This window comes from Sodalis sp. RH22 (genome assembly GCF_047324165.1).
Classification (GTDB): domain Bacteria; phylum Pseudomonadota; class Gammaproteobacteria; order Enterobacterales; family Enterobacteriaceae; genus Acerihabitans.
Window position 1 is genome coordinate 2,673,104 of record NZ_CP178731.1, and the last position, 25,018, is coordinate 2,698,121.

General features: G+C 53.6%; 23 protein-coding genes, 4 tRNA genes and 2 pseudogenes. 6 read left to right on the top strand and 23 right to left on the bottom strand.

What is annotated here, in order from left to right; translation table 11 throughout:
* Positions 1-4: 4 nt before the first annotated feature.
* From rimM to ffh, 3 genes are all read right to left on the bottom strand, one after another.
* Entirely contained in the window at positions 5-553 is a 549-nt protein-coding gene (gene rimM / locus ACL2XN_RS12275; RefSeq protein ID WP_410016310.1) for a ribosome maturation factor RimM, read from the bottom strand.
* An 18-nt stretch (positions 554-571) separates the two neighbouring features.
* Positions 572-820, bottom strand: coding sequence for a 30S ribosomal protein S16 (rpsP, locus tag ACL2XN_RS12280; protein WP_162363866.1), 249 nt, complete (start codon positions 818-820; stop codon positions 572-574).
* A 124-nt stretch (positions 821-944) separates the two neighbouring features.
* Positions 945-2,306 (bottom strand): signal recognition particle protein, encoded by a 1,362-nt coding sequence (gene ffh / locus ACL2XN_RS12285; protein WP_410016311.1) that lies wholly within the window; start codon positions 2,304-2,306, stop codon positions 945-947.
* Positions 2,307-2,472: 166 nt separating this feature from the next.
* Between ffh and ACL2XN_RS12290 the strand changes: the two genes are divergently transcribed.
* On the top strand, positions 2,473-3,264 hold the full coding sequence (locus ACL2XN_RS12290) for an inner membrane protein YpjD (protein WP_410016312.1): 792 nt from the start codon (positions 2,473-2,475) through the stop codon (positions 3,262-3,264).
* Positions 3,265-3,335: 71 nt separating this feature from the next.
* The gene (locus tag ACL2XN_RS12295) at positions 3,336-4,625 is read left to right on the top strand and encodes an HlyC/CorC family transporter (protein ID WP_410016313.1); all 1,290 of its coding nucleotides are present in this window, start codon (positions 3,336-3,338) and stop codon (positions 4,623-4,625) included.
* A 94-nt stretch (positions 4,626-4,719) separates the two neighbouring features.
* Here ACL2XN_RS12295 and luxS read toward each other — a convergent pair whose 3' ends face one another.
* The 12 genes from luxS to pncC all read right to left on the bottom strand — a co-directional run bounded on the left by luxS (position 4,720) and on the right by pncC (position 14,191).
* Complete coding sequence (gene luxS / locus ACL2XN_RS12300; protein ID WP_410016314.1) at positions 4,720-5,235, bottom strand: S-ribosylhomocysteine lyase; 516 nt, start codon at positions 5,233-5,235, stop codon at positions 4,720-4,722.
* A gap of 159 nt (positions 5,236-5,394) precedes the next feature.
* Positions 5,395-6,957, bottom strand: coding sequence for a glutamate--cysteine ligase (gene gshA, locus ACL2XN_RS12305; protein WP_413722186.1), 1,563 nt, complete (start codon positions 6,955-6,957; stop codon positions 5,395-5,397).
* A gap of 299 nt (positions 6,958-7,256) precedes the next feature.
* Complete coding sequence (yqaB, locus tag ACL2XN_RS12310; protein ID WP_410016316.1) at positions 7,257-7,823, bottom strand: fructose-1-phosphate/6-phosphogluconate phosphatase; 567 nt, start codon at positions 7,821-7,823, stop codon at positions 7,257-7,259.
* A 248-nt stretch (positions 7,824-8,071) separates the two neighbouring features.
* Positions 8,072-8,148 (bottom strand) — tRNA-Arg (locus ACL2XN_RS12315).
* Between the two features lie 42 nt (positions 8,149-8,190).
* A tRNA-Arg gene (locus tag ACL2XN_RS12320) sits at positions 8,191-8,267 on the bottom strand.
* A 49-nt stretch (positions 8,268-8,316) separates the two neighbouring features.
* Positions 8,317-8,393, bottom strand: a tRNA-Arg gene (locus ACL2XN_RS12325).
* Positions 8,394-8,405: 12 nt separating this feature from the next.
* Positions 8,406-8,498, bottom strand: a tRNA-Ser gene (locus ACL2XN_RS12330).
* A 275-nt stretch (positions 8,499-8,773) separates the two neighbouring features.
* Entirely contained in the window at positions 8,774-8,959 is a 186-nt protein-coding gene (gene csrA / locus ACL2XN_RS12335; protein ID WP_132926210.1) for a carbon storage regulator CsrA, read from the bottom strand.
* A gap of 250 nt (positions 8,960-9,209) precedes the next feature.
* A complete protein-coding gene (gene alaS, locus ACL2XN_RS12340; protein WP_413727111.1) occupies positions 9,210-11,837 on the bottom strand; it encodes an alanine--tRNA ligase in 2,628 nt (875 codons plus the stop codon).
* A 142-nt stretch (positions 11,838-11,979) separates the two neighbouring features.
* Positions 11,980-12,471: a regulatory protein RecX gene (locus ACL2XN_RS12345; RefSeq protein ID WP_410016318.1), complete on the bottom strand. Its 492-nt coding sequence runs from the start codon at positions 12,469-12,471 to the stop codon at positions 11,980-11,982.
* A gap of 51 nt (positions 12,472-12,522) precedes the next feature.
* A complete protein-coding gene (gene recA / locus ACL2XN_RS12350) occupies positions 12,523-13,593 on the bottom strand; it encodes a recombinase RecA (protein ID WP_410016319.1) in 1,071 nt (356 codons plus the stop codon).
* A gap of 109 nt (positions 13,594-13,702) precedes the next feature.
* Complete coding sequence (pncC, locus tag ACL2XN_RS12355) at positions 13,703-14,191, bottom strand: nicotinamide-nucleotide amidase (protein ID WP_413722184.1); 489 nt, start codon at positions 14,189-14,191, stop codon at positions 13,703-13,705.
* A gap of 288 nt (positions 14,192-14,479) precedes the next feature.
* Here pncC and ACL2XN_RS12360 point away from each other — a divergent pair, with 288 nt between their 5' ends.
* Entirely contained in the window at positions 14,480-15,250 is a 771-nt protein-coding gene (locus ACL2XN_RS12360; RefSeq protein WP_413722183.1) for an amino acid ABC transporter substrate-binding protein, read from the top strand.
* A 26-nt stretch (positions 15,251-15,276) separates the two neighbouring features.
* The gene (locus tag ACL2XN_RS12365) at positions 15,277-15,936 is read left to right on the top strand and encodes an amino acid ABC transporter permease (RefSeq protein WP_410016322.1); all 660 of its coding nucleotides are present in this window, start codon (positions 15,277-15,279) and stop codon (positions 15,934-15,936) included.
* Between the two features lie 70 nt (positions 15,937-16,006).
* Here ACL2XN_RS12365 and ACL2XN_RS12370 read toward each other — a convergent pair whose 3' ends face one another.
* The 4 genes from ACL2XN_RS12370 to ACL2XN_RS12385 all read right to left on the bottom strand — a co-directional run bounded on the left by ACL2XN_RS12370 (position 16,007) and on the right by ACL2XN_RS12385 (position 21,098).
* On the bottom strand, positions 16,007-17,020 hold the full coding sequence (locus ACL2XN_RS12370) for a hypothetical protein (protein ID WP_413722182.1): 1,014 nt from the start codon (positions 17,018-17,020) through the stop codon (positions 16,007-16,009).
* An 819-nt stretch (positions 17,021-17,839) separates the two neighbouring features.
* Complete coding sequence (locus ACL2XN_RS12375; RefSeq protein ID WP_413730897.1) at positions 17,840-19,216, bottom strand: hypothetical protein; 1,377 nt, start codon at positions 19,214-19,216, stop codon at positions 17,840-17,842.
* A gap of 551 nt (positions 19,217-19,767) precedes the next feature.
* Positions 19,768-20,109: a zinc ribbon domain-containing protein YjdM gene (locus ACL2XN_RS12380; RefSeq protein WP_413730898.1), complete on the bottom strand. Its 342-nt coding sequence runs from the start codon at positions 20,107-20,109 to the stop codon at positions 19,768-19,770.
* A gap of 230 nt (positions 20,110-20,339) precedes the next feature.
* A complete protein-coding gene (locus ACL2XN_RS12385) occupies positions 20,340-21,098 on the bottom strand; it encodes an alpha/beta hydrolase (RefSeq protein ID WP_413730899.1) in 759 nt (252 codons plus the stop codon).
* Between the two features lie 147 nt (positions 21,099-21,245).
* Here ACL2XN_RS12385 and ACL2XN_RS12390 point away from each other — a divergent pair, with 147 nt between their 5' ends.
* Complete coding sequence (locus tag ACL2XN_RS12390) at positions 21,246-21,734, top strand: MarR family winged helix-turn-helix transcriptional regulator (RefSeq protein ID WP_413730900.1); 489 nt, start codon at positions 21,246-21,248, stop codon at positions 21,732-21,734.
* A 584-nt stretch (positions 21,735-22,318) separates the two neighbouring features.
* On the top strand, positions 22,319-22,819 hold the full coding sequence (locus ACL2XN_RS12395) for a transposase (protein WP_413730901.1): 501 nt from the start codon (positions 22,319-22,321) through the stop codon (positions 22,817-22,819).
* Positions 22,820-22,876: 57 nt separating this feature from the next.
* On the opposite strand, the gene ACL2XN_RS12400 is transcribed toward ACL2XN_RS12395, so the two are convergent.
* From ACL2XN_RS12400 to ACL2XN_RS12415, 4 genes and pseudogenes are all read right to left on the bottom strand, one after another.
* Positions 22,877-23,227 carry a hypothetical protein gene (locus tag ACL2XN_RS12400; RefSeq protein ID WP_413730902.1) on the bottom strand — a complete coding sequence of 117 codons (351 nt, stop codon included), beginning with the start codon at positions 23,225-23,227 and terminating at the stop codon, positions 22,877-22,879.
* A 2-nt stretch (positions 23,228-23,229) separates the two neighbouring features.
* On the bottom strand, positions 23,230-23,589 hold the full coding sequence (locus ACL2XN_RS12405; protein WP_413722178.1) for a hypothetical protein: 360 nt from the start codon (positions 23,587-23,589) through the stop codon (positions 23,230-23,232).
* A gap of 75 nt (positions 23,590-23,664) precedes the next feature.
* Positions 23,665-24,836 (bottom strand): annotated as a pseudogene (locus tag ACL2XN_RS12410) (IS3 family transposase).
* Positions 24,837-24,838: 2 nt separating this feature from the next.
* A pseudogene (locus ACL2XN_RS12415) lies at positions 24,839-25,000 on the bottom strand (integrase); the annotation flags it as partial.
* Positions 25,001-25,018 lie beyond the last annotated feature (18 nt).

Here is a 25,018-nt window from a genome sequence, read left to right on the forward strand (position 1 = left end):
GGGCTCAAAAACTTGGATCCCAATCGACCTCAATCACATGAGCGCCGAGATCCACCTTTTTGATAACCTGTCCGTCGAGGAACGGAATCAACCGCTCCTGGATACCGAAGGCATCTTTCAGGTTGGCTTTTACCACCATGACATCGTTAGAGCCGGTTTCCATCATATCAATGACGCCGCCCAGCTCGTAGCCCGCAGTGGTTACTACCCGGCAACCCGTAAGGTCTTTCCAGTAATAATCACCCGCGTCCAGAGCCGGCAGCTGCGTTGAATCCACGACGATTTCACAGTTCGTCAGCAGAGACGCCGCTTCCCGGTCTTCCATGCCTTTGACCTTGATGATCAAATCCTGACTGTGGCGCTTCCAGCCTTCCAGCTCGATACACTGCCACTCACCCGCCCGTTTGATAAACCAGGGCTGGTAATCAAAAATGCTTTCGGATTCTTCAGTGGAAGAAAACACTCTGAGCCAACCGCGAATGCCATACGTCGATCCCATTTTGCCCACGATAATGGGGTTGGTGGGAATTGCGGTACGGATTTGTTTGCTCATAGCCGCCACCGAGATCCTTTAAGCCGCTTTCTTCGCGTCTTTGATAAGACCAGAAACGCGTTCTGAAACGGTGGCGCCCTGGCCGACCCAATGCTCGATGCGATCCAGGTCTAAACGCAGGCCTTCAGCCTGACCGGAAGCGATCGGGTTGTAGAAGCCAATACGTTCAATAAAGCGACCATCACGCGCATTGCGGCTGTCAGTCACGACGATTTGATAAAACGGGCGTTTTTTTGCGCCGCCACGTGCCAAACGAATTGTTACCATAACATCCTCTTTAGTTAATAAAACAACCGGGCCCCATCGAGGAACGGGGCCCAGTTGCCATTTAAAGCAGTAGTATAAAAAGCTCCGAAATTCTACGCGTTTTGGGGCAAAAAGCAATCGATAGTTAACGCCCGGTGAATCCCGGCGGCATCATGCCTTTCATGCCGCGCAGCATTTTCGCCATTCCGCCCTTCTTCATCTTTTTCATCATACGCTGCATATCGTCGAACTGCTTGAGCATGCGGTTTACGTCCTGCACCTGCAAACCACAGCCGGTGGCGATACGGCGTTTACGCGACCCTTTGATAATCTCAGGCTGCGCGCGCTCCTTGAACGTCATGGAATTGATGATAGCCTCCATGCGCACCAGGACGCTGTCGTCCATTTGCGATTTAACATTGGCCGGCAGTTGGCCGGCGCCGGGCAGCTTGCTCATCATGCTGGCCATGCCGCCCATACTGCGCATTTGCTTAAGCTGGTCGAGAAAATCGGTTAAATCGAAACCATCGCCCTTTTTCAGCTTATTAGCCAGCTTTTCAGCCTGGACGCGGTCGACCTTGCTTTCGATATCCTCGATTAACGACAGTACATCGCCCATGCCCAGGATCCGTCCGGCGATGCGTTCCGGGTAGAATGGCTCCAGGGCGTCGGTTTTTTCCCCCACGCCCATGAATTTAATCGGTTTGCCGGTGATATGGCGGATGGACAACGCCGCCCCGCCGCGCGCGTCGCCGTCGACCTTGGTCAGGATCACGCCGGTGAGGGGCAGCGCCTCGTTAAACGCCTTGGCGGTATTGGCGGCGTCCTGGCCGGTCATGGCGTCGACGACGAACAGCGTCTCCACCGGCACCACGGCCGCGTGGATCTGCTTGATCTCGTCCATCATGGCTTCATCGACGTGCAAACGGCCGGCGGTATCCACCAGCAACACGTCGTAGAATTTCAGCTTTGCCTGCTGCAACGCCTGCTTGACGATATCAATGGGCCGTTGGCCGGCATCGGACGGGAAAAAATCCACGCCCACCGTCTCAGCCAGGGTTTCCAGCTGTTTGATGGCCGCCGGCCGATAAACGTCGGCGGACACCACCAGCACTTTTTTCTTATGCTTTTCGCGCAGGTATTTGCCAAGCTTGGCGACGCTTGTGGTTTTACCGGCCCCTTGCAGGCCCGCCATCAGCACCACCGCCGGCGGTTGAGCCGCCAGGTTGAGCTCGCTGTTTTCCTCGCCCATCGCGCTGACCAGCTCGGTACGTACGATTTTGACGAATTCCTGGCCCGGCGTCAGGCTTTTATTGACCTCCTGGCCGACCGCGCGCTCTTTTACCCGATTGATAAAATCACGCACCACGGGCAGAGCCACGTCGGCTTCGAGCAGCGCCAGGCGCACCTCGCGCAGGGTATCTTTAATGTTCTCTTCTGTCAGGCGGCCCCGGCCGCTGATATTGCGCAACGAGCGCGATAATCTGTCGGATAAATTTTCAAACATCGTTCTTTACTCAACCTGGAGTCCGGCCGCTTGTGCGACATTATTGCCGGCGAGTATAACACGAAGCAGCGGCAGATCGCTGCCCCGCGACGAGAACGTTTGGTGCGGGACGCCGCTGAGGCTATACTGGTCGCCTCTTTATTCCTTGCCAAAGCCTATTTGCGATATGTCCTGGATTGCCCTACTGGCTTTTGTTGCCTACGCCGTAAGTCTCGGCCTGATCCTGCCCACCGTTTTGCGCAGGAACGACGCCTATCGCCGCCTGGCGCTGCTGTCCGCCGCGGTGGCGCTGATTTGCCACGCCTGCACGTTGTATTTGCGTATATTCGGCGTTCATGCCGGCCAGAACCTGAGCCTGCTGAATATCGGCTCCCTGGTGAGCCTGCTGATAGCCATTGTCATGACCATCGTCGCCGCGCGTAACCGCGGCTGGTTTCTGCTGCCGGTGGTGTATATTTTCGCCATGATTCATTTGGCCGCCTCCACCCTGATGCCCGGCGAATTTATCACCCATCTCGAGGCCACCCCGGGGCTGCTGATCCATATCGGCCTGGCGCTGTTTTCTTATGCGGTGCTGATCATCGCCGCTTTATACGCCTTCCAACTGGCCTGGCTGGATCATCTGCTCAAGACAAAACGGCTGACATTCAGCGCCGATATGCCGCCGCTGATGGGCATTGAGCGCAAGATGTTCCATATTACCCAGGTCGGGGTGGTGCTGCTTACGCTGACCCTGAGCACCGGCCTGCTGTATATGCAAAATATGTTCAGCGGTGAGAATCTGCATAAAGCAGTGCTCTCCTTCGTCGCCTGGTTGGTCTATATTGTTTTATTGTGGGGCCATTATCGTAAAGGCTGGCGCGGGCGCCGCGTGGTATGGCTGAGTTTGGTCGGCGTGCTGTTGCTGACCCTGGCCTATTTCGGCAGCCGCATTTGGCAGAATATTCTGGCCGGCTAGCGAGAAGTCAACGACCACCCGTTACGGCTGGTCGTTAACCGCTTTATTCACCCCTACAAGGAATGCCCACGTTGGAACATGTTTCAACCAGTACGCTGATAATTATCCTGGTGATTATGGTACTGGTGTCCGCCTATTTTTCGGCCTCTGAAACCGGCATGATGACGCTCAACCGTTACCGCCTGCGACACCTGGCCAAACAGGGCAACCGCGCCGCCCGGCGCGTCGAGAAGTTACTGCGCCGTACCGACCGACTGTTGAGCCTGGTATTGATTGGCAATAACCTGGTGAATATCCTGGCCTCGGCGCTGGCCACCATCGTCGGCATGCGCCTGTATGGCGATATCGGCGTGGCGATCGCCACCGGCATCCTGACTTTTGTCATCCTGCTGTTCGCCGAAGTGCTGCCAAAAACGGTGGCGGCGCTGTACCCAGAGCATATTGCCCTGCCCAGCAGCCTGCTGCTGGCGCCGCTGCAAAAAATCATGATGCCACTGGTCTGGCTGCTGAATATCATTACCCGCCTCCTGATGCGCATCATGGGCATTAAAGTCCCGTCTAATCTGAACGACGCCCTGAGCAAGGATGAACTGCGATCCATCTTCAATGAGTCCCGCTCGCTGATTTCGCGGCGCAACCAGGACATGCTGCTCTCGGTACTGGATTTGGAAAAGGTGAGCGTCGGCGACATTATGGTGCCGCGCAATGAAATTGTCGGTATCAACGTCAACGATGAATGGCGCAATATCATCCGCCAGCTGACCCACTCGCCCCACGGACGCATCGTGCTGTACCGCGATAATCTCGACGATGCCATCGGCATGCTGCGGGTGCGCGAAGCCTACCGCCTGATGACGGAGAAGCAGGAATTCACCAAGGAAAACCTGCTGCGCGCCGCCGATGAGATCTACTACATTCCCGAGGGCACGCCGCTGAATATCCAGTTGGTGAAATTCCAGCGGAACAAGGAAAAGGTCGGTCTTATCGTCGATGAATACGGGGATATCCAGGGACTGGTGACGGTCGAGGACATACTGGAGGAGATTGTCGGCGACTTTACCACGTCCATGTCCCCCACCCTGGCGGAGGAAGTGATACCGCAAAGCGACGGGTCGGTCTTGATCGACGGCGGCGCCAATATCCGCGAACTGAATAAAGCCTTTAACTGGACGCTGCCGGAAGCCGAGGCGCGCACGGTTAACGGCATGCTGCTCGAAGCGCTGCAGGATATCCCGCCGGTGGGCACGCATACCCAGATAGATAGCTACAAGATTGAAATCATGGCGGTGCAGGACAATATGATCAAGCAGGTGCGCATTACGCCGCTGAAGGCCTTTAAAAAGGGCGTGGACGAAGCCTAGCTTAAACCGGCCCACAGGCCGGGGGCGGGTATCATGGGCAAGGAGGGTGAAGCGTAGCTGTCTTGCCCATCACACCCGCGGGCACTGCTCGGGTTTAGATATGCAGCTCTGCCAGCTTTTCTTTCGGCAGCGCCAGTTCCTCGTTATGGTTCACCCGGATATCGTTGTCCAGAATATGCTGGGCAATCTCCTGCGCTTCCGGTAGGGAATGCATATGATAGGTGCCGCATTGATATTCATTCAACTCGGGGATTTTGTTCTGGTCGGTGACTTTCAGCACATCGGCCATGGCGGCTTTCCACGCGTTGGCGACACGCACTTCATCCGGCGCGCCGATAAGGCTCATATAAAAGCCGGTACGGCAGCCCATGGGGGAAATATCGACGATTTCCACACCGTCGCCATTCAGGTGATTACGCATAAAACCGGCGAATAAATGTTCCAGGGTGTGAATGCCGCGCTCAGGCATCACTTCCAGGTTAGGCCGGCAAAAACGCAAATCAAAGACGGTGATGGTATCGCCATGGGGAGTTTTCATGGTCTTCGCAACACGAACCGCTGGGGCTGCCATGCGGGTGTGGTCTACGGTAAAGCTATCCAGTAGTGGCATACGTCACCTCCTCTTAGAAAAAATTAATTTTTTTTACCATTGTAAGGAAACTTTTTTCCTTGGCGCGAGTCTGAATTAGTGAAAGACGCGCATTTGTTATCATCATCCCTGTATTCAGAGATGTTTATTTGGCCACAGTCCTCTGTGGCCTTTTCTTTTTCAGCCGGCGTTATGCTGCGCAACAAACTGCTCAAAACTTACGCTATCACCCGCTTCAATCTCGCGCTGCCGTTGCCAGGAACGCGCCTGCTCCTTTGCCAACAGCTCTTCATTCAGTATTTCCAACGGCTCATCGCACAGGGTCTGACGATAATTATTCGCCAGAATCAAGCCCAGGCCGCCAATGCCATGTTCCTTCATCGCCTCAAGAATGCGCGCCGAGAAGGTCAGGGCCGGATCGTCAAAGCCGGCCACCAGGTTATCGCAGGCCTGGCGGTAGTGATAATTATGGTTATTGCCATCAAGAATGACCGCCACACGGCGCAAATCACGGAACAGCGCCTTGCCGATCTCGGCCAGCGGCTCCTGCTGTGAACCACAGTCTACCCCCAGGGTCAGGCCGGGTTTGCGTCCTTCCAGAATGACTTTATTCCAGTTGGTGCGGGTGCACAGCACCTCCTCCGCGCTCATTTCCGGGGCCTCAGCCAGCGTACACCAAATCAGGAAAAGATCCAGAAAGCGCGCCTGTTGTTCGTCAATGCCGATCGGCGAGAAGGGATTGATATCAAGCGACCGCACTTCGATATATTCGATGCCTCCGCGCTCTAACGCGTCGGAAGGTGATTCGCCTTTTTGGGTCACACGCTTGGGGCGTACCGGCGCATAGAGTTCGTTTTCGATCTGCAGTACGTTGGTGTTGATTTGCAGCCGCTTGCCGTTCTTTTCCAACCCGATACGCTGGTAATCGGCCGAGGGCGTCTTAATGGCCCGCTTCAGGGCGGCGATATACTCGTCAATCCGGTTGAAGGTAATCCCCAGCTGGCTTTGGGACTTATTGGTATAACCCAGATCGCTCAGTCGCAGCGACGTTGCGAACGGCAGGTAAATCATGCCGGATGTCGAGCGTTCAAACGGCAAATCGGTTTCGCGGCCGTCAAGGAATGAAGAACAGACCGCCGGCGACGCCCCGAACAGATAGGGTATTATCCAGCCGAAGCGATAATAATTGCGGATAAGGCGTAGATACCCGTCGGAAATCGCCGCTTTGCCGCTGAGCTCATCCGTGACGCCCAGCCGTGCCTGCCAGAACGCCAGGGGGAGCGAAAAATTATAATGTACCCCGGAGATGATCTGCATCAGCGCGCCATAACGGTTCTTCAGGCCTTCGCGGTACAGGGTCTTGAAACACCCGATATTGGACGAGCCGTATTGAGCCAGTTCGATCGGCTGGCTATGATCGATAAAACACGGCATGCTCATCGGCCACATGCGTTCTTCGCCAAGATTGCGCGCCACATGACGATGGATGTCGCGCAAGAAGGCCAGCAGGTGATCGATATCTTCGTCCACCGGCGTGATAAATTCGAGCAATGCTTCGGCAAAATCCGTCGTAATCCATTTATGCGTCAACGCCGCGCCCAGTGATTCCGGATGCGGGGTTTGCGCCAAACGGCCATTGGCGGTGATGCGCAAGGTTTCGCGCTCCACACCCCGGCGAATCCCCTCCAACGCATGAGGATTGGCTTCCAGCCATGAAAGTGCTTCAGATACGTCCGGGATCAAATTGACCTCCCGCAGTTAATTTTGTATTGGGTAAGCATAATTGAATCTGCTCGTTTATCGCTATCTATCGTTATCATTTACGCATTCATCATCAGGTGAGTCCCGGAAATGTTAACCGGATTGATAGGTCCTAATGTAATGCTTTTCCCAACTATAAAGAGATCATTACGGGCTTTGCGCTTAACCGGACGCCAAGCCGCCACGGCGGCGGCGATAAGAAGGCAGCAGCATGGTTTATGCCGGCGCCGCACGCCAGGCGATGACAATGGCAAGCCGGCCACCATGGCGTCAAGGTTTTTTTATGGCATCCGCACATCGACAAATGCCATGCCGGCCGCGCGGGCAGCCTGAATGCCAAAATCGGCGTCTTCGAAGACGACGCATTTTCCTGGCGCCACGCCCATCAGCTCGGCGCAACGCAAAAAAGTATCAGGAAAGGGTTTATGCCGGGTCACATCATCGGCACCGACGATGGCGTCGAAATAGTGTAATAGCCCGAGGTGTTCCAGCAGCGACACGGCCATGCGATGCTCGCTGCCCGTGCCCACCGCCATGGGACGCTTGCCATGGTAGGCTTTCACCACCTCGATTAACGGCAACGGCCGGACATTGTCCAGCAGCATCAATTCCACCGCCGCGGTTTTTTCAAGCGCCAGCAGGTAAGGATCCATACTGGATCCATGGTTGTCGATAATGGTTTTGGCAATACGCCAGGTTGGCGATCCATTTAAGCCGGCCATGGCTGCACCATCATAATGCATATCGTGTTTACCAAGCACCTGGTGCCAGGCTTTATGATGGGTCGGCTCAGTATCGAGCAACGTGCCGTCCATATCGAAGATCAACCCTGCGTACCGATCGTACATCGTCGTTTCCTGATGCTAAAAATAAGCCTTTACTGTAACGCAAAGTCATAAAATTGTCGCTTTTTCTGTATTGCGGCGAGCCGGACCGGGGGCGAATGCCGTAGGGGGAAAGAGTGGCACGCGTTAAATTAGGAATATCACCGGTACGCCGCAGGGAAAGCAGGCCAGGCAAATAACAAAGAGAGGGGGAAAACGTCGAGGCCGTAGACAATGCGCGAGCAGCGCTGGCAACAACAGAAGCACCGACATGGTGCATCCAGGAGGATTCGAACCTCCGACCGCTCGGTTCGTAGCCGAGTACTCTATCCAGCTGAGCTATGGATGCAAATAAGATAAGCCGTAAAGCAGAGGGTCTAAATATAAAAAATGGTGCATCCAGGAGGATTCGAACCTCCGACCGCTCGGTTCGTAGCCGAGTACTCTATCCAGCTGAGCTATGGATGCATTGTAGTAACAAAACTGATTTTTCCTGACCGTGCAACAGGTCAATTAATGGTGCATCCAGGAGGATTCGAACCTCCGACCGCTCGGTTCGTAGCCGAGTACTCTATCCAGCTGAGCTATGGATGCATTCTTAAATAATGGCGGTGAGGGAGGGATTCGAACCCTCGATACAGCTTTTGACCGTATACTCCCTTAGCAGGGGAGCGCCTTCAGCCTCTCGGCCACCTCACCTACGCGCCGATGTTAAAGCTCATCGGCACTGCGTGGCGCACATATTACTTTCCCGGCCTGATAAGTCAAACAATTTTTCCCGTCTGGCGAGCGTTTGCGCAAAAGCCATGCAACTTGACCAGATTGACAGCACAATAACGCCCGGCACCGCCCTTATCCGGGAAAATGCAAGCTGTTGGTAAAGATTTTATGTAGAAATAATCAGTAAAAATTAAATGATTTTACAGCAGGAAAGGAGAGATTAGCGCCCCGCGCAAGCAAGGCGCCTGAAAAGATCAGAAGGGATTCTGTTGTGATTTTTCAGCCTGGATACGCTGGTATATTTCTTCACGGTGAACAGAGACTTCTTTAGGCGCATTGACACCGATACGTACCTGGTTGCCCTTGACTCCTAAAACCGTAACCGTTACCTCATCGCCAATCATGAGGGTTTCACCAACTCGACGAGTCAGAATAAGCATTCTTTGCTCCTTGAAAGATTAAAAGAGTCGGGTCTCTCAGTTTCCCGCCATTATCCATCATATACCGTGAAAACGTAAGTCATGTAAGCGACATAAAATGCCAGCAGGCTGACGACTTTCAACATCTGGTATAAGTTTAGTCGATATGACCAGCTTCGCGCCTAACTTTTGACTCAGCGGATAATACGAATCCAAACGCCATAACTTAACAGAAAGCTATGGCGTTTATCATAACGTATTCTTATCCGCTTTAGATTTTAGTCGCCAGCCAGGCCTCTACGCCGGCCAATGCCGCGGGCAGCGCCTTGACGTCGGTACCGCCGGCCTGGGCCATATCAGGCCGGCCGCCGCCTTTGCCGCCCACCTGCTGGGCCAGTTGGCCGATAAGGTCGCCGGCCTTAACGCGGTCGGTTAAATCTTTGGTGACGCCCGCGATCAGGCTGACTTTATCATCGGCGACGGTCGCCAGCACAATCACCGCCGACCCCAGCTGGTTTTTCAGATCATCCACCATGGTGCGCAGCATCTTGGGTTCAACGTTATCCAGTTTGCTGACCAGCAGCTTCACGCCGTTAACCAGCTTAACGTTGCCGGACAGCGCCGAACTTTCCTGCGCCGCCTGCTGGCTTTTGAGCTGCTGGATCTCTTTCTCCAACTGCCGGGAGCGCTCGATCAGGGCTTTTACCTTATCCGCCAGACTTTGGTTATCCCCTTTGACCAACTGGGCGATGCCATGAATCAAATCGCTTTGCTGATGCAGGCTGGCTAAAGCCCCTTCGCCGGTCACGGCTTCAATGCGGCGGATGCCGGCCGCGGTGCCGGATTCGGAGATGATGCGGAACAGGCCGATATCCCCGGTGCGGCTGGCATGGATACCGCCGCACAGTTCGGTGGAGAAATCACCCATGCGCAGCACCCGTACCTTGGCGTCGTACTTCTCGCCGAAAAGCGCCATGGCCCCGGTGCCGCGCGCGGCCTCCAGATCCATGATCTCGGTCTCGATGGGCAGGTTCCGGCGGATTTGCTGGTTGACGATATCCTCCACGGCACGGATCTGCTGGGGTTTCATCGCTTCAAAGTGGGAGAAATCGAAACGCAGGTATTGATCGTTGACCAGAGAGCCTTTTTGCGCCACATGGGAGCCCAGCACCTGCCGTAGCGCCGCGTGCAACAAGTGGGTGGCGGAATGGTTAAGGCGAATACGGGAGCGGCGCGCTTCGTCCACGCTGGCGCTCACCGCATCCCCGACCTTGAGTTCGCCCATGGCCAGCCGGCCGACGTGCCCGAACGCCTGGCCGTACTTTTGCGTATCGTCGACCGTAAACAGCCCCTGCGTGGCCTTAAGCTCGCCCTTGTCGCCCACCTGGCCGCCGGATTCGCCATAAAACGGCGTTTCGTCCAGGACCACGACGGCGTCGTCACCCTGGCGTATGGACTGCACCGGCTCACCGTTGCGAAACAACGCGACCACGGTGCCGGTATGCTGCGCTTCGTCATAACCGAAGAACCGGGTGGCTTTATCCACGCGCAGCATGCTGTTGTAGTCGGCGCCGAAACCGCTGGACTCGCGGGCGCGGCGGCGCTGCGCATCCATGGCCCGCTCAAAGCCCTCTTCGTCCACCTTCAGTTGCCGCTCACGGCAGACATCGGCGGTCAGGTCCAGCGGGAAACCATAGGTATCATACAGGCGAAAGGCGGTTTCACCGTCCAGGGTATCGCCCTTAAGCTTGCCCAGTTCCTCGTCCAGCAAGGCCAGGCCGCGCTCCAGCGTACGGGCGAATTGTTCTTCCTCGGTTTGCAGCACCTGCTCAACCCTTGCCTGCTGCTGTTTCAACTCCGCGGCGGCCGGACCCATCACGTCAATCAGCGGCGCAACCAGCCGATGGAAGAAGGCATCCCCGGCGCCCAGCATGTTGCCATGCCGTACGGCGCGGCGGATGATGCGCCGCAGGACATAGCCGCGGCCTTCGTTGGACGGCACCACGCCGTCAGCAATCAGGAAGGCGCAGGAGCGGATATGGTCGGCGATCACGCGTAACGATTTGCTGCCCAGGTCGGCGCAACCGGTCACCTGCGCCACCGCCTCGATAAGCGTACGGAACAGGTCGATGTCATAATTCGAGTTAACGTGTTGCAGCACCGCGGATATGCGCTCCAGTCCCATGCCGGTATCCACCGAGGGCTTGGGCAGCGGCAGCATGGTACCGTCTGATTGACGGTTAAACTGCATAAACACTAAATTCCAGATTTCAATGTACCGATCGCCGTCTTCCTCCGGGCTTCCCGGAGGACCGCCCCAGATATGATCGCCATGATCGTAGAAAATTTCCGAGCACGGGCCGCAGGGACCGGTATCGCCCATCTGCCAGAAGTTATCCGACGCATAGGCGCCGCCTTTATTGTCGCCAATGCGGATAATGCGTTCTTCTGGCACGCCGACGTCCCGCGCCCAAATGTTATAGGCCTCGTCGTCGGTGGCATAGACGGTCACCCAGAGCTTTTCCTTCGGCAGGTTGAACCAGGCGGCGCCGGTAAGGAGTTCCCACGCAAAGTTGATGGCGTCCTGCTTGAAGTAGTCGCCGAAGCTGAAATTACCCAGCATCTCAAAAAAGGTATGGTGGCGCGCGGTATACCCGACATTTTCCAGGTCGTTATGTTTACCGCCCGCGCGCACGCAGCGCTGGGATGTGGTGGCACGCCGGTATTGGCGTTTATCCAGCCCGAGGAAAACATCCTTGAATTGGTTCATGCCGGCATTGGTAAAAAGCAATGTCGGATCGTTATCTGGCACCAGGGAGCTACTTGCAACTACCTGGTGGCCTTTGCTATGGAAAAAATCGAGAAACGCTTGACGGATCTCAGCGGTGCTCTTGCTCATAGTTGTCCTGGAATCAAGCTAAACGAACGGATCGGAAACAGAATAGCGCAGTATTGGGGCGCTACAGTAGCGTTCACGAACTCAAAAGTGGGAATAAGATAAATTTTCTTGGAGGGGAAGTAAAATCCCACAGGCCATCAAATTAAAAATTTATATAAATTGATCGAATCTCATCGTAGGAAAAACCGCGGGAAAGAAGGTAACGCTGCACTTTGGCCCGGGCCTCCCGATCGGGGGGAAGCGGTTGGCCGAATTTTTTCCAGGCAACATCCTGCGCCTGCGCCGACCGATCGATTTGTGCTTCGGTAAAGGCGTTATCTATGATTTCCCTGTCTATTCCCTTTTGCAACAGTTCCATGCGGATCTTTTGTTCGCCATAGCCTCTTTTGCTGCGACTGTTCACATAACGCAGGGCGAAACGGGCATCGTCCAGCCAGTCATTTTGCAGGCAATAGTCAATAACTTCCTGAATATCGTCTTCTGTGATCTCCAGCGCATCCGCCGCCTTAACCACCGCTCTTGCTTTGAATCTCTGCCTGGCGGCCGGCTGCGTCGCCAGTTTACGACGCAGCTCCGCTTCGCTGTGATCGCGCAGCGTGAGCAAACGTAAGGCGCGATCGAGCAATGTGCTCATAAGCCGGCGACCCAGGGGACAAACCGCCCCCGGTCCCCTGCCCGGGCGGTATTATGCCTCTTCACTGCTCTCACGGGCCGCGCTTTCATCAATATCGTCGCTTTCGCCGGCAAAACTGGTCGTTTCAGGGCTGTTTAACAGCATATCACGCAGTTTTTTATCCAGCTCCGCCGCAATTTCCGGGCGCTCCTTCAGGAACACGCAGGCATTGGCCTTGCCCTGACCGATTTTTTCACCGTTGTAGCTATACCATGCCCCGGCTTTTTCGATGAGTTTGTGCTTAACGCCCAAGTCCACCAGTTCACCGCGGATATTGATACCCTCGCCATAGAGGATTTGGAATTCAGCCTGCTTAAACGGCGCGGCGACTTTGTTCTTCACCACTTTAACGCGTGTTTCGCTGCCCACCACCACTTCGCCTTCTTTGACGGAGCCGATGCGGCGTATGTCTAGACGTACCGAAGCGTAGAATTTCAGCGCGTTACCGCCGGTGGTGGTTTCCGGGTTACCGAACATGACGCCGATCTTCATGCGAATCTGGTTGATAAATATCAACAGCGTATTGGCGTTTTTCAGGTTACCCGCCAGTTTACGCATGGCCTGGCTCATCATACGTGCCGCCAGCCCCATGTGCGAGTCGCCGATTTCGCCTTCGATTTCAGCTTTCGGGGTCAGCGCCGCCACGGAGTCGACGATGATAACGTCAACCGCGCCGGAGCGGGTCAGGGCATCGCAGATTTCCAGAGCCTGTTCGCCGGTGTCGGGCTGCGAACACAGCAGGTTGTCGATATCCACGCCAAGTTTTTTTGCGTAGATAGGATCAAGGGCGTGCTCGGCATCGATAAACGCGCAGGTTTTACCTTCACGCTGCGCGGAGGCAATCACCTGCAGGGTCAGGGTGGTTTTACCCGACGATTCCGGCCCATAGATTTCAACGATGCGTCCCATGGGCAAGCCGCCGGCGCCCAGTGCAATATCAAGGGAAAGAGAACCCGTGGAGATTGTTTCAACATCCATTGAACGATCTTCACCCAGGCGCATGATAGAGCCCTTGCCAAACTGTTTTTCAATCTGGCTTAACGCTGCTGCTAACGCCTTTTGTTTATTCTCATCAATAGCCATTTCAACTCCTATCAAGCAGGGAGCGACATCGCTACCCTCTTTTCGCCAAACATCTATGCCGATACTGATGCCAATTATACTGTACAATCATACAGTATCAAGTACATTTTCAGAGAAATGTGTCTATGACGGTTTTTAACGCGAAATGTACCGCCTGACGCCGCACCGCATCCCGATCACCGTCAAAATGCATCAACTGCGAGAACACCGTCCGGTGCCGGCCGGCAAAACCAAACCACACGGTGCCGACCGGCTTCTCCAGCGTTCCTCCGTCCGGCCCCGCGATACCGCTAATGGCTACGGCGTAATCCGCCCCCGCCGCCGCCAGCGCGCCACGGGCCATTTCCAATACCACCGGATCGCTGACCGCGCCATGCTGTTCGAGGGTACTGACCTTGACGCCCAGCATCTCGGATTTGGCCTGGTTACTGTAAGTGACAAACCCGCGCTCGAACCAGCCTGAACTGCCGGCGACGTCGGTGAGGACCTTGGCCACCCACCCGCCGGTGCAGGACTCGGCGCAGGTGATAACACTGCCGGTCTGTTTCAGCGCCGCCCCAATCCGGGTGCTGAGCATTAAAAGATCGCTGTCGTTCATGATACTCCCATCCTGATAACAGAGGTGTCAAACGGGAAAAGGTCCGCCGTCGCGGCTATCGTTGCCATTGAGTATAACCTGAACCGGCCGGGTTACGGAGGCCGCATTTTTCGCTTGTAACCACTGTATTGATGCACTAAAGTTCTTATTAAACTATCTGTTATAATTTTATGTACTTTCTAATTACTTAATAACATTTATTGGAAGATCCAAAGTGGATTAGCATTCCCGACATCTTCAGGCATGCGCGCGTTGCGCGCCCTTAACCTTGTCACTTCAGGAATAACGATGAAAAAAACGACATTAGCACTTTTAGTCGGTTCGCTGCTTGTCACCGCAGTACAGGCGCAGGCGGAAGACGGCCTCGCGGCGATTAAAGCCGCCGGCACCATCACCTTCGGCACCGAAGGCACCTACGCGCCTTATACCTACCATGATAGCAGCGATAAGCTGGTGGGATTTGACGTTGATCTCGGCCGGGCGGTCGCCGCGAAACTCGGCGTTAAGGCGAAGTTTATCGAAGGACGCTGGGACGGCCTGATCGCCGGCCTGGACGCCAAGCGTTATGACGCCGTGATAAACCAGGTGGGCATTACGCCTGAACGCCAGGCGAAATATGATTTTTCCAAGCCCTACATCGACTCGAAAGTCGTGCTGATCGTGCGTGACGACAATACGACCATCAAGAGTTTCGACGACCTCAAAGGCCAGAAAGCCGCCCAAAGCCTGACCAGTAATTATTCCCAGGTGGCCACCAAGTACGGTGCCGAGCTGGTGCCCACCGACGGTTTTAACCAGTCGCTGGATTTGGTATTGAGCCGCCGCGCGACCGCAACGCTTAACGATAACCTGTCCTTCCTGGACTTCAAAAAACACAAACCGGACGCGCCGCTGAAAATCGTCGCCACCCAGGACGCCAACGCCCCTTCAGGCATCCTGATCCGCAAAAATCAGCCCGATCTGGTGAAAGCGCTGAATACCGCGCTGGATGAAGTCAAAGCGGACGGCACCTATAAAACCATCGCCATTCGTTACTTCGGTCAGGACATTTCTCAATAATGTTTTTGCAGCAGGAGTTCTAGCAGATGCCGCCGTGGCTACAACTGATGTTGGACTCCTTCTGGCGATTGTTCGCCGCTGGAGTCATGTTTACCTTGCCGCTGGCGATACTTTCCTTTATCGGCGGGCTGGCGGTGGGTTTCGTGGTGGCGCTGATCCGCCTGTACGGTCCGCAGCCGCTAAAAGGGATAATGGACTTTTATGTCTGGGTGATACGCGGTACGCCGCTGTTGGTGCAGTTATTCCTGATTTTTTATGGTTTGCCCAGCGCCGGCATCACCCTGGACGCTTTTCCGGCTGCGCTGATAGGGTTTATCCTCAGCGTCGGCGCCTATAGCTCGGAAATTATCCGCGGCGCCATACTGTCGGTCCCCAAGGTACAATGGGAAGCGGCCTACGCCATCGGCATGAGCAGCAACCAGGCCATGCGCCGCGTAATCTTGCCGCAGTCGGTATTTGTGTCGCTGCCGCCGCTGGCCAACTCCTTTATTTCGCTGATCAAGGATACTTCATTGGCGGCGGTGATCACCGTGCCGGAAATGTTCCTGGCGGCGCAGCGTATCGTGTCCGTCACTTATGAACCCCTGATACTGTATATTGAGGCAGCATTTATTTACCTCATGTTCAGCACCGTGCTCAGCAAACTACAGGCCAGGCTGGAAGTCTATTTCCGACGTTACGAATAAAGTTGTTGTGTATTGACGCCGTCACTGGCGTCAATATTTTTAAGCTGGAATACGCAACGCCGCGATAGCCTCAATCGACATCCTCCATGATAAAGTTGGAAAAGCGATATTCCGGCAATCTGGCTTCCTCAATACGGCCGATTCTTACCGGCCGCTCGCTATTGGAATCACACAATGATTTTATGTAGCGCCAATACATTTTTTCTGCTTCGATATGGTCGATCAGCGGATCCAGCACGCCTTCCGCAATAGAGATGGCTATTTTTTTATCGGTATAGACGTTGTCAGTATTATCTGAATTCTCATCGGCATGTTCTTCCAGGCCATCGGGTTCGTTACTGTCCAGCATTTCCGCCATTTTTTTTATCATCGCCAGATTAGCATTTGCGGCCTGCGGGGATGAATAGAATAGTCCATCACTGAATAATGCTTCCATCACCTCATAAAAACAAAAATTCATTTCTCCCTGGATATATCTTATTTTATTATTAACCGACACTCCTGCATATTCCCGATTCATGAGATTGTCATTTTCATAACCATAGCTGGCCAAGACTTGTCTGTCGCTTACCACCACAGGTACGTTTTTGATGGTATGGATATCGCCGCTGATACTATAATGCTCTTTATCATTATTTTTATAACCATTGGCGCTGTAGTTGACTTCAATATCAAACCGCTTGGTGGGAATGCGTTCGCGGTTTGAATAGGTTGGAAAAACGTCACCGGGCTTACTGTCTTGGTGCTGATAAGCGCGATGAATCGATGTCACTTTTTGCAGGCCGATCCAGTCAAATATGGATTGCGCCTGGGAGGGTTTTCTCACTTCATCAATATAGGCCATAACGTCTATATCAAGATAGATGCCTAACATTATCGCCCAAGGCTCAATAGCCAGCATCATATGGGATAAAGTGGTATCTTGCTCAATGATAACCGGATGACGAAAAAATTTTAGCAAGAAAAAGGGATCATTTTCCTCCAGGCACGACTGTAAAGACAACAATGGGATAGCCGTCAAATCATCATAATCCGAACGAAATCTCAAAATAGCGTCTTGACAGAAAATCAATGATCCGTCCATGCCCCACCCCAGCAACAGTTAATAAATAGCCATGACCGATCATCCCTTTCTGATGATAAATCAACAATATTTATAGGTTGTATTATAGTCTTCGCGTGCCTGTCAAATGCGTATTTTGCCAAATCAGAAAATATATAACAAAGGGCGCATCAATTTTTACTCGCACTACTTTCGCCATGGGCATATCGACTCCACCGGGCGGCAAAACGTCTGTTCACATCACATTTCCGCGATCGATATTATCCGATGGCACAGGTGTGACCGGCAAAAAATCCAGGGATGATTGCCTCTCACGCTGCTGCGACATATTTTGGTGTATCAATTAATGCAACTTGCTTTTGTGGCTAATCAGCGCGCCGCATCAAGCTGGATGCCTGTATCTGTATTAATATTACCCCATGGCATTCTCCAGCGGACAGTGAATATCAAAAAATAGGGCCGGTCATTATTTTCCGGAGGTTGTCAGATAACCATAAACGGACCATTCAAACTTTTCCATCAAAAAAATGATGAATAAATTTAATCAAATGGCTATGCAAGTAACTTACATTAAGTCTTTTAATATCAGTTTATTGAAAAAAATTATAGTATTTTAACCAAGCGGCGCCAGGTCGAAGGGGAACGGACTGTTCATTTACCATAGCAGCCCGTCCTGTACCGGCAGAGACGTTATAACTGTTAAGATTTATGCTTTTTTTTTAACCATTAGCGCTATCGTCGCTGAAAGCCAGCGCGTCGCAACAGCGGGAGAAAGCCGATTGGCCGGTGCCAGCGGATGGGCAGACATCGACGTCTTTCAAAAGAACACATTAGCCTTGCTCACACCTTCGCGGCGGCAGGTGTTGCCTCTGGCTTATCATGGGCCGCGATAAAAGCCGGATAGCCCACCATCACCACGGCGGCGATAAGCGTATTGACCACCAAAAGCTGATCGGTATTGGTCAAACGGGTGGTACCCAATACCGAGGCCGCCGTCAGGGCGATGCTGGTCACTGCGGTAAAGAAGGAGGTACGCATGGCATTGGTGGTGAGAAATTGTTCTGCGGCCTGCCCGGCGGTCGGCCAGTGGCCGTTGCCGATGCGCGGCCGGCTTAGCCCGATGCGTACCCCTTCTAGGCGCGACGTCGGTGTATTGGGGGCGCAAGAATGGCCGGTGCGACGACGAAGCAGTGGCGTTGCCGGCGTAGCGGCGAACCAGCGCATCAGCGCCGGGCGCTGCAGATCGTCAAATACCTCGGTTAGGGCATTCAACGCGCCGCGCAGGAGGTCATGGACAATATTCGGCTGTATAACCACCGCGGCCGCACTGGCGGCGGAAGCCCAATCCATCATCTGTTTGGTGATCCGTTCGGCTTCATCCATGACATAGCCGGCGCCCGAATGCGGTGCGAGCCCCGTCATGGCGACGCCCAGCCCCCCCTGCGCCAGGCCGTAAAACAGGCTGGAACAGATAAGGCCGCCGGCATTCAGACCGCCATTATCGTGCAAGGGAAAAAACAGTTGAAGCAGATCCCGCATCAAGGTATAGGTCAGCGTCTGCGCCCCCACGGATCCCATCAGCGTTCCAAGAGTAAAACCTGGCCGGTTGCTTGCCACCAGCATCAGCGCGCCGGAGCTTAATAATCCCATGGCAATACGGGAGGCGCGCGAGACGATGGTGGCGGTGCCGTTCCTTTCATCACGCACCGCGCCGGCCAGGTTAAGCGCGGGTCCCAACAACATCGAGACAATGCCCGCGACCAGGCGTGGCGGTAACGAGGCTGTCGCGCCCAGCAAGAAGAAATTCTTTTCCACAGCAAAACCGACCATTTGCCGCAGCAGGGTAGTAAAAGCAACAATAGTGCCGGTGCGCGTCGCCACGGTAATAACATTAGCGATGCGACGCGCACCGGTACCGGTCACAATGGTATAATCATTGCTCATGACGGCGCCGATAAAATCAATCATTACACGCCCGCGGTCATAAAACGTCGCCCCGGGATGCTGACGCAGCTCATGGCGAAGATGCAGCGCCAGTTGATGCTCCGCCGTGCCCGGGCAGGTGGATAACGTAATGTCTCCTCCCTTTTCAAGCAGAGTCGTTACGCTATCCAGCATACGTTCCGCGTCCGGTAATTCATCGGCCTTCAGCGTCGCTAATAAATCGCCCGCCAATGCATCCAGCTGGCGGCAAATACTGGTTGCATGTTTTATCAATGGTTCGGTGGCAACCTCTATACCGGCGAGGTCTTGCTGTAACTTTAGGGATTGTTCTAGCGCATGTGACGCATGGGAATTGTCCTGAAACCGGCTATCAACCTTATCCTCATCCGTGTCTTCTTTTATAGGCAGTGCGCCATAACCTGCTGTATTTATCTGATAGCAAGGTAACATACTATTTTATTCCACATATCATGTCCGCAAAAGGCAGATCCTGAAATTATATATCGGCCATGCCCGTCTGGGCGATGCGTATCATGGCGTGGGATTTAATTTTTGTCATGCAATTAAACTTTTTTGCCTTGAAATAACTTATGTACCTGAACAGAGATATATATTTCAGTTGGTATGAATGTAATTTAAAATAAATAATAATTAATCTTAAGATATAGCATGCACTGCACAGGAGACATGCAGGCGATTTTTACCCGCGATGTGAGGTCACGGGCAACCACCCGAGCCGCCGCCCCAGGTATCGTCTCGTTTACCATCAAAGTCCCGTCCATCCCTGATACTGGCGCAAACCAGGGATAACCGCCGGTTGCCGTTCAGCTTTTTTTGACAAATTCCGATTTCAGCTTCATCGCACCGAAGCCGTCGATTTTGCAATCAATATTATGATCGCCTTCAACCAGTCGAATGCCTTTTACTTTTGTGCCGATTTTCAGCGACGAGGCGCTGCCTTTCACCTTTAAATCTTTTATAACGGTAACCGTGTCGCCGTCCGCCAGCAGGTTGCCGTTGGCATCCTTAACGATCAACCCTTCCCGGGCGGCAGTCGCATCCGCCGTTGCCGACCATTCATGCCCGCATTCCGGACAGTTGTAGTGCTCCGCGTCCTGCCAGGTGAAGGCGGATCCGCATTGGGGGCAATGGGGTAATTGATTCACTTTAACTCCTTAATAAGAACAATAACGAGATAAACTCTGGCTGATTAGCCGTCACCATGACGGCACGCGGGGATTCTACCTTGTTTACCGGGCCGGAGAACAGCATGGCCTGGCGGATGGCGACGGTGGTTATCCGTGTTGCCTTGGCATTTCACTCAGTGGGGTTGAAGCCATTTCCCGTTTACCGCCGGGATAATGGCTTGGATTTGCGGTGACGTTATCGGTCGGCGTTACTCGGACAGGCTTTGCGCGGCCTTCTCAATCAGCGCCGCGACCTGCCGCGGCTGTGAGGCGAAGACCGCATGGCTGGCCTTAACTTCAACGACATGGCTTTGCGCGCGTTTGGCCATGAACCGTTCCAGATCCGGATTAATGGCCCGGTCCTGCGTCGCGACCAACGCCCAGCTGGGTTTGGTTTTCCAGGCCGGTTCCGCCGCAGGCGTGGTGAAAATAGCGGCGGCGGGCATGACCTGGGAGCGTGCCATAAAGCTGGCCTGGCCCACCGGCAGATCGGCTGCGAAATCGGCGTGATAAAGCTCGGGTTTCAGGTAGAGGAAATGGTCGGCGGTTTCGGCGATGCCTTTCGTGGCCGGAGGGATTTTGCCTGACAGACCGGCAAGCGTTTCCCCTTTTTCAGGCTGTAGAGCGGCAATGTACACCAGACCGGCAACGGAAGGATCCTGGCCGGCTTCGCTGATAATAAAGCCGCCATAGCTGTGCCCGACCAGCAGCGATTTGCCCTGTTGCTGGCCGAGAATCCGGCGGGTGGCCGCGACGTCGTCGGCCAAAGACGTTTGCGGCTCCTGCACAATGGCAACATGATAGCCGGCCTTGTCCAGGATGCGGGTCACCTCTTGCCAACCGGAACCATCGGCAAAAGCGCCATGGACCAGGACAATATTTTTAACGGGACTTGCCAGCGCGGTGCCCAGGGCGGCGAAAGACAATGCCATGACGGCGGCCAGACGTGTCAGCGTTTTCTTCAGCATAAAGTTTTCCTCGTTGATAGTTGGTGTGGATATTAATTATCTCAATAACAATTATCGCGATAAGTAATATGCTATTAACATTAGCAGCACACCCTTTGATGTCAAGCTATTTGTTATCGCGATAGCTAATAAGCGATTAACGGTGGTATGATACTGTTCAGACTGGTGCTTAAGGAGCATGCCGTGGTACATCGTCCCCGTCTGGCGGAGCAGCTTTGCTATGCCATTTACTCCACCTCCATCGCCATCAAGCGGCTTTATAAACCGATGCTTGACGCCATGGGCGTGACCTATCCGCAGTATCTGGTGCTGAATGTCTTGTGGGAACAGGGCAAACAATCGATCGGCAGCATCGGCGACGCGCTGGGGCTGGAAACCAGTACGCTGACGCCGCTGCTAAAACGGCTGGAAACGGAGGGATTTATCGAACGCGTGCGCAATCCCGAGGACGAGCGGCAGGTCATGATCTCCATCACCGACAAAGGACAACGGCTGGAAGAGCCGTCATCGTGCCTGTCCGAGGCGCTGTTTTGCAACGCCGATATGGAGCTTGCCCAGTTGCAGAGGCTCAATCAGGAAATTAATAGGCTGCGGGAAAATATCGTCAGCCGGCAAGGCGCGAAAAAACCGGCCTGAACGGCGCGCTATCCGGTGTAGGGGGTGCCATCGCCTCCCTGGGACGCCGTTGCTTAAAGCACGGGCTTTTTACCTGGGCTGTTTTTCGGTTTCAGCCCGGCGGCGGCACAGCGCCCCTGCCGGCGACGCTGCCGCAACTCACCAGGTTGGATGCACACCACGGTCGGGTGACGTGCGGGACGTTGCCGGTTTTGACGATAGGGCATTCCCGCTGGTTTCCCTGCCATGGAGACTCCGTTATCATGGGCGCTGCACCTGAATGTAAGATGTAGCGATTTTCCTTGCGATAGAGTGATAATTCATGAGAACAACCATGGTAATCCCCCCGAAAAACCAGTGCATGCATAAGTAGAATTTTCTCCTAATCTGAATACAGAGGGGATTTCTATGTGTCGCTACCGATGTAATTATGACCACCGGGAGTGCGGACGAAAACTTGGACTGCTTTGGAGGTAGTCCATGTATTCGTTCGAAGAGCGTATCCGTGCTGTTGAACTCTATGTCAAATATGGCAGAAAAGCGTCGCCGGTTGTTCGCGAGCTGGGGTATCCGTTTCGTAAAAACCTTATTCGCTGGCTTCGTGCATGGGAATTCTCAGGAGAATTAACTGGAAAAAGTGGCGGGTGTCCCGCTATACGACCGAGCAAAAACAGGCTGCTGTAGAGCACTATCTGACCCACGCTTGTTGTTTAGCATTTACTTGCAGGACACTGGGATACCCTTGCAGTGAGCTTCTGGTGCGCTGGATTGACGAGTTGCATCCCGGCAGGCTCCGGATGATCACGAGTACCAAAAAGCATAACATTACTTTTGAGCCCGAACAGAGGCGGCAGGCGGTCAGGGACCGGTGCATGCGCCGCATCCCGGCGCGGGTCATCGCACAGAAGCTTGGCGTCAGCCGGCAGGTATTGTACAAATGGAAGGATGAAATGCTTGGTGACGAGGCATATCAATCCATGCGCAAACGTAACGTGGCTTCGCCTGAGGATACGCGCGATGCTCTGTTCGATGAAATTACTCAGCTTAAACAGCAAGTACAGCGGTTACAGCTGGAACGGGATATCCTCACGAAGGCGATAGGCTGATAATCTGGCCCAACGGTGGAGTTGGGCCAGAAAAGCGCGATCAATAGAGACGAAGCGTTAATTACATTTTCCTGTCGGGGCTTTCAGCGGACCGCATTCACCGTAGTCAAGCAATATGTAACCTTTTCTCTGCATACAACTTTCTATTTTCCCGATACGATTTTTATGCTGCTCAAGACTTTCTCCAGGATGAACATAATTCCGGCTAAAATAATCCGGCGCAATATTTTTATCCAGCCCGCAGCTGTAGAGATCCCGTGTACGCTGCGCAACGTCTGTATGCCCGAGCTGGCCCGGTTTCTGAATGGTATGTGCATACGGGAGATAGGTGTAATTGCTGGAATCCATATCGGCGACCACGCAACCAGTGAGCAGAGCGCAGAAAAACAGTACGGCTTTATTCAGCATGGTTAATTACATTTTCCTGTCGGGGCCTTTAGCGGACCGCACTCTGAAAATTCAAGCGTGTCATACCCTTTATCGCGCATACATTGTTCAAGTTTATGCGCTCGGGCTAATGCCTGATCCACGGTTTGCCCCGGCGCGACGCCAACACGTTGCCAGCGAGGCGAGTCAGGGTTTTCGTTTTCAGGCACGCCACAGGCATGAAGATCCCGAGTTCGCTGCGCACGATCGGTATGACCGTGCTGCCCTTTTTTCTGAAAGATCTGCACATAAGGGACGCTTGTATAATTGCTGGAATCCATATCGGCGACCACACAACCCGTTAAGCTAAACATGCAGACGATAACCGCGAGTTTCTTGAGCATGACAATTCCTTATGTGCTTGTCGCAAAAATGAGTTCCAGTAATTCTGATCCTACCCAGCAATAACGGACACAGCCCTAAGCGAGATTCTTTCGTTCATATTGTTCCGGGCTTAGCCCACCATTGGCACTGTGCCGACGGTAGCGGTTATAGTCAATTTCAATGTAACTGAACACCGCGTCTTTCATTTCCTGTCTGCTGGCAAAATATTCTCCGTGGCTCAGCTCAACCTTCAGGCTATGGAAAAAGCTTTCAGCGCAGGCATTATCATAACAACAACCTTTAGCGCTCATACTTGGATTTAACTTATTGTCTTTTAAGATATTACTGTAATCTCGGGAACAATGCTGGCTGCCTCTGTCAGTGTGGACAATGATACCACGAGGTTTTTTTCTTCTCTGTAATGCCATTTTCAGTGCATCGCAGGCCAGTTTTGCCGTCATCCGTTCAGACATGTACCAACCCACTACCGCGCGCGAATAAAGATCTATAATAACAGAAAGATATAACCAACCTTCTTCTGTCCACAAGTACGTAATGTCACCCACCCATTTCTGATTCGGAATGTCAGCGTTAAGGCATTGATTCAACAGGTGGGGGGCCACCGGCAGACTTTGATTGCTATTCGTCGTGGCTTTAAAACGCCGTGCTGCACGCGCCTTCAGCCCCTGGCGACGCAGACTGTCCGCGACTGTTTTGCGATTCCAGCCAAAACCGGCTTCGCGTAAGTCCAGGGTGAGTCTCGGTGCGCCATAACGCTGTTTGGCTTGATTAAATGCAGCAAGGACTCGGGTATCGCGGGTTTGCCTGGCCTGCTGGCGAGATGACGGTACTCTTTGACGAGCCAGCCAAGCATAGAAACCACTGCGAGAAGCATGCAACACACGCGCCATGCTTTTTACCCTAAATATTGCCTGATAATTTTTCATAAACACATACTTCATTTCAGGCGATTGGCGAAGTATGTGGCCGCCTTTTGGAGGATAGCCAATTCCTCATCTTTCTCGGCGAGTTGGCGCTTAAGGCGGGCGATCACGGCGAGTTGCTATTGTTCCCGCTCACCGTTGTTGTTCTGCCGGCGGGTTTTAGAACGCCCCTTATAAAGTTGTGATTCATAGAGATTAAGTTCTCGGGCACCTTGAGCCACGCCGACGGTGTCGGCCAGTGCCAACGCTTGCTCGCGAAACTCGGGCGTGTATTGATTGCGCAGCTTATTTTTAACAGCATGTCCGTCAAATCTGGGTAGGATCACTTAACCCCGGTTGCACCACAGGAGACACGTAAACCACGATTTTCGCCAATATCAGCTTTATCTTTGTCACCTGGCTTCATCATTTCTATCGCTTTAAACGACAGTGGCTTTGCCTCTTGTTTTCCTGCCCTAAAGACTCCGTTATCATGCTCCCTACGCATTTATGAAACGAAATGTAG

Bases quoted from the DNA above. Each gene is read 5' to 3' on its own strand.
- ACL2XN_RS12360 (WP_413722183.1), top strand. From the start codon at position 14,480: ATGAAAAAAACGACATTAGCACTTTTAGTCGGTTCGCTGCTTGTCACC.
- luxS (WP_410016314.1), bottom strand. From the start codon at position 5,235: ATGCCACTACTGGATAGCTTTACCGTAGACCACACCCGCATGGCAGCC.
- rimM (WP_410016310.1), bottom strand. From the start codon at position 553: ATGAGCAAACAAATCCGTACCGCAATTCCCACCAACCCCATTATCGTG.
- ACL2XN_RS12370 (WP_413722182.1), bottom strand. From the start codon at position 17,020: ATGGACGGATCATTGATTTTCTGTCAAGACGCTATTTTGAGATTTCGT.
- yqaB (WP_410016316.1), bottom strand. From the start codon at position 7,823: ATGTACGATCGGTACGCAGGGTTGATCTTCGATATGGACGGCACGTTG.
- pncC (WP_413722184.1), bottom strand. From the start codon at position 14,191: ATGAACGACAGCGATCTTTTAATGCTCAGCACCCGGATTGGGGCGGCG.
- recA (WP_410016319.1), bottom strand. From the start codon at position 13,593: ATGGCTATTGATGAGAATAAACAAAAGGCGTTAGCAGCAGCGTTAAGC.
- ACL2XN_RS12365 (WP_410016322.1), top strand. From the start codon at position 15,277: ATGCCGCCGTGGCTACAACTGATGTTGGACTCCTTCTGGCGATTGTTC.
- ACL2XN_RS12405 (WP_413722178.1), bottom strand. From the start codon at position 23,589: ATGCTCAAGAAACTCGCGGTTATCGTCTGCATGTTTAGCTTAACGGGT.
- ACL2XN_RS12385 (WP_413730899.1), bottom strand. From the start codon at position 21,098: ATGCTGAAGAAAACGCTGACACGTCTGGCCGCCGTCATGGCATTGTCT.
- alaS (WP_413727111.1), bottom strand. From the start codon at position 11,837: ATGAGCAAGAGCACCGCTGAGATCCGTCAAGCGTTTCTCGATTTTTTC.
- csrA (WP_132926210.1), bottom strand. From the start codon at position 8,959: ATGCTTATTCTGACTCGTCGAGTTGGTGAAACCCTCATGATTGGCGAT.
- ffh (WP_410016311.1), bottom strand. From the start codon at position 2,306: ATGTTTGAAAATTTATCCGACAGATTATCGCGCTCGTTGCGCAATATC.
- ACL2XN_RS12400 (WP_413730902.1), bottom strand. From the start codon at position 23,227: ATGCTGAATAAAGCCGTACTGTTTTTCTGCGCTCTGCTCACTGGTTGC.
- ACL2XN_RS12390 (WP_413730900.1), top strand. From the start codon at position 21,246: ATGATACTGTTCAGACTGGTGCTTAAGGAGCATGCCGTGGTACATCGT.
- ACL2XN_RS12395 (WP_413730901.1), top strand. From the start codon at position 22,319: ATGGGAATTCTCAGGAGAATTAACTGGAAAAAGTGGCGGGTGTCCCGC.
- ACL2XN_RS12290 (WP_410016312.1), top strand. From the start codon at position 2,473: ATGTCCTGGATTGCCCTACTGGCTTTTGTTGCCTACGCCGTAAGTCTC.
- rpsP (WP_162363866.1), bottom strand. From the start codon at position 820: ATGGTAACAATTCGTTTGGCACGTGGCGGCGCAAAAAAACGCCCGTTT.
- ACL2XN_RS12345 (WP_410016318.1), bottom strand. From the start codon at position 12,471: ATGAGCACATTGCTCGATCGCGCCTTACGTTTGCTCACGCTGCGCGAT.